Origin of the sequence: Robinsoniella peoriensis (genome assembly GCF_000797495.1) — a bacterium.
Classification (GTDB): Bacteria; Bacillota; Clostridia; order Lachnospirales; family Lachnospiraceae; genus Robinsoniella; species Robinsoniella peoriensis.
On sequence record NZ_JTGN01000003.1, the window covers coordinates 223344 to 233771 of the forward strand.

Annotated in this window: 10 protein-coding genes; 9 read left to right on the forward strand and 1 reads right to left on the reverse strand. The window is 42.0% G+C overall.

Features of this window, described 5'->3' with window-relative positions; all coding sequences use genetic code 11:
- Window positions 1–8: 8 nt before the first annotated feature.
- Window positions 9–1763: a glycoside hydrolase family 13 protein gene (locus tag QR40_RS07525; RefSeq protein WP_052430737.1), complete on the forward strand. Its 1755-nt coding sequence runs from the start codon at window positions 9–11 to the stop codon at window positions 1761–1763.
- On the opposite strand, the gene QR40_RS07530 is transcribed toward QR40_RS07525, so the two are convergent.
- Window positions 1735–2244: an alpha-amylase family glycosyl hydrolase gene (locus tag QR40_RS07530; RefSeq protein ID WP_044294187.1), complete on the reverse strand. Its 510-nt coding sequence runs from the start codon at window positions 2242–2244 to the stop codon at window positions 1735–1737. The two genes, QR40_RS07525 and QR40_RS07530, sit on opposite strands and share 29 nt — an antisense overlap.
- A 212-nt stretch (window positions 2245–2456) precedes the next feature.
- Here QR40_RS07530 and QR40_RS07535 point away from each other — a divergent pair, with 212 nt between their 5' ends.
- The 8 genes from QR40_RS07535 (at window position 2457) to QR40_RS07570 (ending at window position 10230) form a co-directional block, all read left to right on the forward strand.
- Window positions 2457–3482 carry a LacI family DNA-binding transcriptional regulator gene (locus QR40_RS07535; RefSeq protein ID WP_044294189.1) on the forward strand — a complete coding sequence of 342 codons (1026 nt, stop codon included), beginning with the start codon at window positions 2457–2459 and terminating at the stop codon, window positions 3480–3482.
- Window positions 3483–3601: 119 nt separating this feature from the next.
- Window positions 3602–5491, forward strand: coding sequence for an anaerobic carbon-monoxide dehydrogenase catalytic subunit (cooS, locus tag QR40_RS07540; protein ID WP_027293138.1), 1890 nt, complete (start codon window positions 3602–3604; stop codon window positions 5489–5491).
- A gap of 14 nt (window positions 5492–5505) precedes the next feature.
- The gene (locus QR40_RS07545) at window positions 5506–5967 is read left to right on the forward strand and encodes a 4Fe-4S dicluster domain-containing protein (protein WP_027293139.1); all 462 of its coding nucleotides are present in this window, start codon (window positions 5506–5508) and stop codon (window positions 5965–5967) included.
- Between the two features lie 3 nt (window positions 5968–5970).
- Window positions 5971–7206, forward strand: coding sequence for an NAD(P)/FAD-dependent oxidoreductase (locus tag QR40_RS07550; RefSeq protein WP_044294190.1), 1236 nt, complete (start codon window positions 5971–5973; stop codon window positions 7204–7206).
- A gap of 72 nt (window positions 7207–7278) precedes the next feature.
- The gene (gene rd / locus QR40_RS07555; protein WP_027293141.1) at window positions 7279–7440 is read left to right on the forward strand and encodes a rubredoxin; all 162 of its coding nucleotides are present in this window, start codon (window positions 7279–7281) and stop codon (window positions 7438–7440) included.
- 292 nt (window positions 7441–7732) lie between these two features.
- Entirely contained in the window at window positions 7733–8791 is a 1059-nt protein-coding gene (locus QR40_RS07560) for an LptM family lipoprotein (protein ID WP_044294191.1), read from the forward strand.
- A 354-nt stretch (window positions 8792–9145) separates the two neighbouring features.
- A complete protein-coding gene (locus QR40_RS07565; protein ID WP_044294193.1) occupies window positions 9146–9505 on the forward strand; it encodes an arsenate reductase family protein in 360 nt (119 codons plus the stop codon).
- A gap of 32 nt (window positions 9506–9537) precedes the next feature.
- Window positions 9538–10230 (forward strand): HAD family hydrolase, encoded by a 693-nt coding sequence (locus QR40_RS07570; protein ID WP_044294417.1) that lies wholly within the window; start codon window positions 9538–9540, stop codon window positions 10228–10230.
- The last annotated feature ends 198 nt before the right edge of the window (window positions 10231–10428 follow it).

Genomic DNA, 10428 nt, shown 5'->3' on the forward strand with positions numbered 1-10428 from the left:
TGGTTCAAATGGAGAAAAGTGCAATATTACATATTCCCCAGTCACAATATGCATTTGTGAGAAGCGGGAACGTTTTAACAATAAGGCTGCGCTCAAAGGCAGGGGACTTAACAGAATGTTCCTTTTACTATGCCGACCGGGCAGATATGCATACCCCGGTAAAGTTTACATATCTGCCTATGAGAAAGGTTCTTAGGGATGCCCTTCATGATTATTATGAAGTGACCTTTGAAAGCCCTTATCAGAGGGTTTGTTATTATTTTAAATTAGAAAAAGAAACGGAATGGACCTATTACTATGGGGAGGGATTTACCAGGGAGTTAGCGGATCTGGAGATCGGAGACCAGATCGTGGAGGGACGCAGTGAGTATTTTCAATATCCATTTATGCTGCGTCAGGAGGAACAGCAGATTCCGGAATGGTTTCGAAATGCCGTGGTTTATAATATATTTCCCGACAGTTTTGCGAATGAAAAAGAGAATTTAGAAATCCAAAGCCGGGAGATCCTTACGGAAAGCGGTAACAGAAGTAAAAACCGCCTTGGAGGTACGATCAGAGGAATTCTGTGGAACCTGGATTATATACAGGAGATGGGTTTTAACTGCATTTATCTGAATCCTGTTTTTGCGGCGGGAGAGTATCATAAATATGATATCTGGGACTATTATCATGTAGATCCCTGTCTGGGTACGGACGAAGACTTTGGCTGTCTTGCCGACGAGGTGCACAGACGAGGCATGCATTTGATAATAGATGGAGTATTCAATCACTGCAGCTGGCATTTTTTTGCATTTGAGGATGTGGTGCAGAAAGGGGAAAAGTCCATTTATAAGGATTGGTTTTACGAGTTAGAATTTCCGGTTGTACGCCCGTTAGATGATGAAATCCCATCTTATGCCTGCTTTGCTTATGAGAAAAAAATGCCGAAGCTCAATACGGCAAATAAGGAAGTGCAGCAGTATTTTGCCGAGGTAAGCCGCTATTGGATTGAAAAATATCATATTGACGGGTGGAGGCTGGATGTGGCAAATGAGGTGTCTAAAGAATTCTGGCGATTTTTCAGACAGACGGCAAGAGAAATAAATCCGGACATTGTCCTGATCGGTGAAGTATGGGAAAATGCCCGGGTCTGGCTACAAGGTGACATGTTTGATTCCGTTATGAATTATGAATTCCGGGGGCTTTGCCGTGACTTTTTTGCATTGAGGAAGACGGATGCAGATACCTTTGCTTCTTCTATGGGAAAAATGTATTTCCGATATCCCGACAATGTATCCGGCTGCCAGCTGAATCTGCTGGACAGTCATGATGTACCGCGTTTCCTTTCACTGTGCGGAGGTGATCTGAGGAAATGGAAGCTGGCATTTCTGGTATTGGCATTTTATCCCGGAATACCAAGTTTATTTTATGGGGATGAAAAAGGAATAGAGGGAATACGGGAGTTTGCATACCGGAGTCCCATGAAATGGGAGGAAGGGGATGAGACAGCTGCTTTTGTAAAAGAAGTGCTGCAGATCAGGAAGAAGTTTATTAAAAGCAGTATGAAGGCAAGATTATATGTTTCAGAGAACCATGCTAATCTGCTGATATTAGAGCGGAGTGGTGAAAATGAAGCAGTGGAGATACGGATGAATACCGGAAGGGATTTATACTTCCTGGAAGAACAGGAAGAGTTGACGGATTTGTACGGTGAAGGGAATATAAAGGGAGGCATTGGGGCCTTCGGATTTATGATTAGTCACCGGAAGGGAACTTCTGATTAGCAAGTTTCAATACGGCAGCGTTGTGGTTAACGCTATTACTTGCCTCCGGGTCTTCGGTACCGAAATACCGGCTGGCCCTGTTGGGATCATATACATTGTAGCCGTGATAGGCGGTCGGCCACTGTTTGCCGGAAGCATCCGGTACTCCCCAGAGCTGTGGATCCGAAACGGGAGAGATCCAGATAGCAGTATAGCCCATGCCTTTTATGTAGGGGATTTTGTCTATAATACCCTGCCAGTCACCGCCGTGCATATACCGGAAATCATCCTGGCTGTTTTCGGTATAGCGAAAAGCCTCTCCGGCTGCATTATTACCGGAATCCCCGTCATAGAACCTGTCTACCATAATCTGATAAATGGATTCGCCTCTGAGGGATGTGGCTGCAAAGGCATTTGCGGGCAGTAATGTGACTGAGAGTAAAAGAATGCTCAAAAAACAAAACAGATAACGACGCAGCTTTTTCATTTTACTTAATTTCATACTCTTCCTCCTTTTTTGGGAAAACGATTTACTGGATTTGTTACAGCGGACAAAACAAATTGCTTAATAAAATCTTACATATCATGATATATATGTGAAATTATACTATAAAATTTGCGATGATCAATACAAATTAAGGCAAAATGATTAAATAAATTAGGAAAGCGCTTTATCATATAGATAATTATATAAAATAAGCACAGGAGGTGCATATGAAAATAACAATAAAAGATGTGGCAAGAGAGGCGGGAGTATCCATTTCAACAGTTTCCAAAGTAATCAATGACGCTCCCACTATTTCAGATGCCACGAAAATCCGTGTGAAGGAGATCATGGAAGAACTGCATTACCAGCCGAATTCCCAGGCAAGTAATTTTGCAAGGCAAAAAACGAACAATATTATATTTTTGACAAAGCTGGAGCCGCGCATTGCTTTTTCCAATCCCCATATGTTCGAAATTATGTGCGGGGTACAGACCATACTTGGAGCGAAGTCCTATAATATGAGTTTTACAGGAGCGAGGAGCAAAGAAGAGGCACTTTCTATTGCAAAGGATGCCATTGCCAGAAAACGTGCAGACGGAATCGTAGTCCATGGGTCCGCCACATCGAAGGAACTGGCTGAATTGCTTGTGAATGAAGCATTTCCCCATATACTGATCGGAAAACCCAGATTTCGAAGCCCTGTGTGCTGGATTGATATCAATAACTGTATCTCAGGGGAAATGGCGGCAACGCACCTGGCGGAGTATGGATATACCAGGATTGCCTTTGTGGGGGGAAGAAAAGAAGACGAGATATCCACAGACAGGCTGCTGGGCTTTACTTCGGCAATGAGGGAAAATGGGCTCAGCGTGCCGGAGCATTTTATCAAACATGGAACCTATACCAAGGAAAGCGGATATCAGCTTACAATGGAACTATTAGATGCACCTGACAAGCCGGAAGCGATTATCTGCGAAAACGATAAGATTGCTTACGGTGTAATGCAGGCTCTGGATGAGCGGAAATTCCGGATACCCGGGCAGATGTCCGTCATCTCCTTTGATGACTTTCCGCTATCGCATATGATTGAGCCGCCTATGACGGTGGTGGACATTGATGTTTACGATATGGGAATTCAGGCAGGAAGGCTTCTGCTGCAAAAAATCAGGCATCCGCTTCTCCAGGTCCAGTATTATACCACCCTTCCGAAACTGGTTGTCAGGGAAACAACATGCAGAAAAAAGACATTTTAAAGATTTGATAAAAATTTATCAATACCCTCTTCACAAATAGAAAATTTCATGTTATAGTATCAATAACAGTTATTGATATCAAATGAGTTTATAAGCATACATTAAAGGAGGATATTTTCATGTCAAATTGTAGTTCATGTTTCAGCTGCAACACCTGCAAAAGTGCAGACAAACCTTTGGAGGCTTTTATTAAGACATTACCCATGGAGACATCTCATCACAGAGTGGAATCCCAGTCTACAAAATGTGGATTTGGACTGCAGGGTGTCTGTTGCCGTCTCTGTGCTAACGGACCATGCAGAATTACCCCGAAAGCTCCAAGAGGTATCTGCGGAGCAGATGCAGATACCATTGTTACCAGGAATTTTTTAAGAGCAGTGGCAGCCGGAAGCGGATGTTATATTCATGTTGTGGAAAATACGGCTCTGAACCTTAAGAATACGGCACTTGCGAAGGGTAAGATCCGTTCGGAAGCGTCACTTCGGAATCTGGCTGAAGTACTTGGCATTGAAGGTGAAGATGTTTATGATCTGGCAGTAAAGGTTGCAGATGCTGTTCTGGCTGACCTCTACAAACCGGAATATGTGCAGATGGAATTGATTGAGAAACTGGCTTACGGCAAACGCCTGGATGCCTGGAAAGCACTTGGAATTATGCCGGGCGGATCCAAGTCAGAAGTATTCTCAGGCGTAGTAAAATGTTCCACAAACCTGAATTCAGATCCAATGGATATGCTGGTTCACTGCCTGAAACTGGGGGTTTCTACCGGTGTATACGGACTGATGCTTACAAATTTGTTAAATGATATCCTGTTAGGTGAACCGGAGATACGATTTGCACCGGTTGGACTTAACGTGATTGATACTGATTATATCAATATTATGATTACCGGACACCAGCACTCCATGTTTACATATATCCAGGATCGTCTGATTGAAGAGGACGTAGTGGCGAAAGCGAAAGCTGTGGGTGCAAAAGGATTTAAACTGGTTGGATGTACCTGTGTAGGCCAGGATCTTCAGCTTCGCGGTGCACATTATACGGAGATTTTTGACGGTCATGCAGGTAACAACTATACAAGTGAAGCAATTCTGGCTACCGGAGGCATTGATGCGGTTCTTTCAGAATTTAACTGTACACTGCCGGGTATTGAACCTATTTGTGAAGAACTTCAAATTAAACAGATCTGTATAGATGATGTGGCTAAGAAGAGAAATGCAGAATTGATTCCATTTAAATTCGAGAGCAGAGTAGAAGACGGAGACCGTATTATCGATGAAATTATTGCCGGCTATGTTGCACGCCGCGGCAGTGTAGAAATGAATCTTCTTCCGGAACATGGAAATAAAAATACGTTAACCGGCGTCAGCGAAATTTCTCTGAAAAAATTCCTGGGTGATTCCTGGAAGCCGTTAATCGACCTGATTGTATCCGGCAAGATCAAAGGTGTGGCTGGAGTTGTAGGATGTTCAAGCGTAGCATACGGACACGATACTTTGACTGTAGAGCTTACGAAAGAATTGATCAAAAGAGATATCATTGTACTCAGTGCAGGATGTTCTTCAGGCGGTATTGAAAACTGCGGACTGATGACACCGGAAGCAGCAGAACTTGCCGGACCAAACTTAAAAGAAGTATGTAAATCACTTGGAATTCCTCCGGTATTGAACTTTGGACCATGTCTTGCAATCGGAAGACTGGAAATGGTGGCAACGGAACTTGCGAAGGAAATCGGCATTGATATTCCTCAGCTGCCGCTGGTATTATCAGCAGCACAGTGGCTGGAAGAGCAGGCACTTGCAGACGGATGCTTTGGACTTGCACTGGGTCTGCCCCTTCACCTTGGCGTACCGCCTTTTGTAACCGGAAGTTCACTGGTGACAAAAGTCCTGACAGAAGATATGAAATCACTGACAGGCGGTCAGGTTATTATAGACGGAGATGCGAAATCATCCGCTGATACTTTAGAGAAAATCATAGAAGAAAAGAGAAGTGCTCTTAATATCTAGAAAGGTGGCGCCTTATGAAACGTATATTTGTGGACGCATCGAAATGTGACGGATGCAAGAACTGCAGCATTGCCTGTATGAATGCCCACCGTAAGACACCTGGTACCATCTATGACCTGTGCCTGACGGACCCGGAAAACGAATCCAGGAACTATATCTATAATGATGGAAAGGGCGGCTATACTCCGGTATTCTGCCGCCACTGCGATGAACCGGACTGTGTGGGTGCCTGTATGAGCGGAGCATTGGTGAAAAACCTGAAAACCGGGTTGGTGGAATACGACAGGGATAAATGCGCAGCATGTTATATGTGTGTGATGAACTGTAAATTCGGGGTTCCAAAACCTGATTATTCCAGAACCTATATGATAAAATGCGATTTCTGCCAGGATAAAGATGGAGATCCATCTGGCGAAGAAGGCCCGTCTTGTGTGGCAGCCTGTCCGAAGCAGGCAATCTTTGTAAAGGAGGTGTAATATATGGAGAGATTTGTAATCATCGGAGCTGGTGCTGCGGGAATCAAAGCGGCAGAACGTATTCGTAAAATGGAAGATGAAGCCCAAATTACAGTGATTTCTATTGATGACCAGGTTCATTCACGCTGTATGCTGCACAAAGTCCTTGGCAAAGAGCGGACAGAAAAAGGAATTAATTTTGTTCCTGAGAATTTCTTTGAAGTAAATAAAATTCGTTTTATTGATACGGAAGCAGTAACCCGGGTGGATACAAAGAAGCAGGAAGTAACTCTGGCCTGTGGAGCTTTCGTTCCTTACGATAAGCTTCTTTTGGCAACTGGATCCGCTTATGTGGTACCGCCGATTCCTCATTTCCGGGAGGCAGAAAATGTCTTTGGCTTTCGTGATCTGAGTGATGCAAGGGCAATACAGACTGCCCTGGATACTTACGGAAAAAATGTATTTATTGTAGGATCCGGACTGGTTGGACTGGATGCGGCATCAGCATTGACACATTTAGGAGGCAAGGTTACAATAGCAGAAATGGCGGATCGTGTAATGCCACTTCAGACAGATGCCTATGCAGCAAGTGTTTATCAGGCGGCATTTGAAAAGGCGGGATGCAAATTTAAACTTGGGGTATCCGCTAATGATTCCGTGGTAGATGATAATGGAAATATCATAGCAGTTCAGCTGTCAAATGGAGAAAGCATTCCCTGTGATTTTATCATTGTTGCAGCAGGTGTCCGTCCCAAGGTGGATTTTCTGAAGGACAGCGGCATTGAGATAGAACGTGGAATCGGGGTAAATGAATTTTTACAGACAAATATCCCGAATGTCTACGCAGCAGGCGATGTGACAGGTTTATCCGGAGTATGGCCGGACGCTATGGAGCAGGGGAAAACTGCAGCAATGAATATGTGTGGTGCAGTGCTGGAATACGAGAAGCCGTATCCATTTAAAAATACCAGTAATTTCTATGGAATAACTATGCTTTCAGTGGGAAAACTGGATGATAAAGAAGAAGGTGTGAAGATCTTTACCCAGAAGGGAAAAGGCAGCTACAAAAAAGCCTTCATTAAGGATGGAAAACTTCAGAGTATTCTGATTCAGGGAGATATTTCGAATACCGGTATTTATTTATATCTGATTCGTAAACAGATTCCATTGGGAGATTTGTCAGAAAAGGTATTTAATTTGTCTTTTGCAGATTTTTATGGGTATAATGAAAATACCGGCGCATACGAATTTGCTGGATAAATTTTTAAAATATGATATAATACAGTTTATAGTTTTGAAAAGACTTACACTATTTAAAGGAGGTGAAACAACATGAAAAAATATATTTGTGAACCATGCGGATATGAATATGATCCGGAAGTAGGTGATCCAGATGGCGGAATTGCTCCTGGAACAGCATTTGAAGATATTCCAGAAGACTGGGTTTGCCCAATCTGTGGTATGGGAAAAGATGTTTTTGTAGAAGCTGAATAATTGCATTTACAAAAAGATACTTAAGTATGCATATACCGCCGGACATTTGATGAACGGCGGGTAAAGAAGAAGCTGCCATGCAGTACGGAGAAATAGAAAATGATCCGTATAAAATGGCAGCTTTTTCTTAAGATAATCTAAATAAGTGATACAATTACGATGCAATACTGAAGACTTTATAAATTTTTCCAGTAAAAGTTGCTTTTTACCGTAGAAAGATTTATAATGAAATGGATTATAAGGTGAAATCTGGTAATACTTATAATTGAGGAAAATTAAGGAGGAATAAATAATGAAGAGGATATCATTGTTTTTTGCAGCATTATTGGTTACGGTATCTTTAGCAGGATGCGGCGATAAAGAAAAGGAAACAGAACCGCAGACCCTGGCAGTGACCGAAGCTCCAACTACGAAACAGACGGAGACTCAGACACAGACAACAGAACCGCAGACAGAAAGCAGCACTGATAAGACAAGAGAATTAAACGGACTCGTTACAGGGGTGACAGCGGATTCCGTTGATATTCAGACAGCAAGAGGTAAAAAGCTTACATTTTCAACAACGGGCGCACAGATGCAGACAACTGCAGAGCTGAAAGCAGGTAGCCAGATTACTATCCTGTATAAAGGCAAAGTAGTAGACACAGATACATCGGGAGCTAAGGTATCTGGAATCAAAGATATGGATGCAAGTGCAGAGAAAATTACAGAGGGTGAGCCAGTTGTAGCAGAAACAGCTGATCCCAATGCAACCGGAGGAACATTAAACGGAACAATTTCTGAAATCACAGGAGAAAGAATTGTAATCCTTGGTGATGATGGAGATTCCTATTATTTTACACATGACAAATGTAAAATGGTACTTGGAAATGGTATCCAGGATACAAATTATGTATCAGTAAAATTCACAGGCGACGTATATGGTCCGGAAATTGTACCGGCGGTAGAAATTACCGACAATACGACAAATTCAGCACCACAAACGGAAAACAGTACTAAAGTTACAGGGACTATCACAGATGTAACAATGAGCACCCTTTCAATTTCAGCAGATGATGGACAAGAGTTAAGCTTTACTATCACTGGAGTACCGATTAATATCACGGGCGGTCTTATGATTGGTGAAACGGTTGGAATCAACTACACCGGTGATGTAAGCAGCGCTAAGGTTACATCGATTACAGATACTAGCGGCGGCAGCACTAATACAGATGCAGGCAGCAGCAATGCTGAATCAAATGCATCTTCAGAGTCAAATGCGGCTACAGAAGCAGGACAGAATGCAAATAACAATGCAAGTGCGAATGATGCAGCAGATGGTAATAATGCAGATGCAAATAATGCCCAGTAATAAAATACGGGACAGGCTTAGAGACTTTGATTGGTTGCTAAGATGATATAATGAGGGAATATGCGATGAGAGATCAGAGCATATTCCCTTGTTTTATTCTTGAGAATAAATGTGGAGATGAAATATAGGAGGATGAATTTAAGATAAGAAACTTTAGAAATCAGAAGTAACATAAATCAGAAGTATTATAAATCAGAAGTAACATAAATCAGATGTATAATAAATTAAATGTATCAGAAATTACTAATGTGAAATAGGAATAGGAAAGTAATTTTCTGTGTGATATAATAAGTAAGAAAATAGGACAGACATTAAGTCTGGAAAATAATAACTTTAAATCAGGAGGAATTATAAATGTCAGTATTATTTGCAGAGTATCCAAAATGTACGACTTGCCAGAAAGCAAAGAAGTGGCTGAAAGAACATCAGGTAGAATTTGAAGATCGCCATATAAAAGAAGAAAATCCAAATGCATTGGAACTTAAGGAGTGGCATGGCAGGAGCGGACTTCCTTTAAAACGGTTTTTTAATACCAGCGGAGTGGTTTACAAGGAATTGAATCTGAAAGAAAGAATTCCTCAAATGAGTGAAGAAGAGCAATACGGGATTCTGGCGACCGATGGAATGCTGGTTAAGAGGCCGTTGGTGATTGGGGATGACTTTGTACTGGTTGGTTTTAAAGAAAAAGAGTGGGAAGAAAAACTGGCGAAATGATATACCGGCAATTGCCGGCCCGGAAGCAGAAGATGAAGACAGAATGGAAGAAAGAGTGGAATAATAATTTGATTAAGGCTGTAATTTTTGATATGGATGGACTTATGTTTGACACGGAAAAGCTGGCAGCAGACGGTTGGAAATATGCAGGCAATAGCCTGGGATTTGATATCGATGATGAGAAGCTCTCACAGACCCGCGGAAGAAATGTGGCAGATGCCAGGAAACTTTTCTTTGAATGGTATGGAGATAGGGTGGATTATGATAAGGCACGCAGTATTCGGTGTCATTATTTGAACAGCAGGCTGAAACAGCATGGGATGCCGATGAAAAAAGGTCTGTGTGAGCTTTTGGGATATTTAAAGGAAAACGGATATAAACGTGCTTTAGCAACCTCAACTCACAGGGAAACAGTTGCCTGGTATTTTGAATTGGCAGGACTTCCTATGGATTTTGATGTGGTGGTTTGCGGAGACGAAGTAGAGAACAGCAAGCCCGCACCGGATGTATTTTTGAAGGCTGCAAAAAAGCTGGGTACAGACCCAGAGAGGTGTCTGGTTTTAGAAGATAGTCCCAATGGAATACGGGCAGGATCCGGCGCAGGCTGTAAAGTTGTAATGATACCGGATCTGGATCATCCTACGGAAGAAATTATAAAGTTATGTTTGAAAATATGCGATAATCTCAGTGATGTAATGGAGATTTTGATAGCGGATAAAACTTGAAAAAACTTAATATGAAAGTCTGGTCACATGGACAAAAAAAGAGTGAAATTTGATAAAAATATGTGACTAAAACTATTGACAAAATTACCAACTTAAGGCATCATATAAGTATGAATTAAGGGGAAGCCTGTCGAAAAAACAATTGTTTGCAGATGGCGAGCAGTTGTTTTTTTAAACTCTAAATATGGAAAATTATGG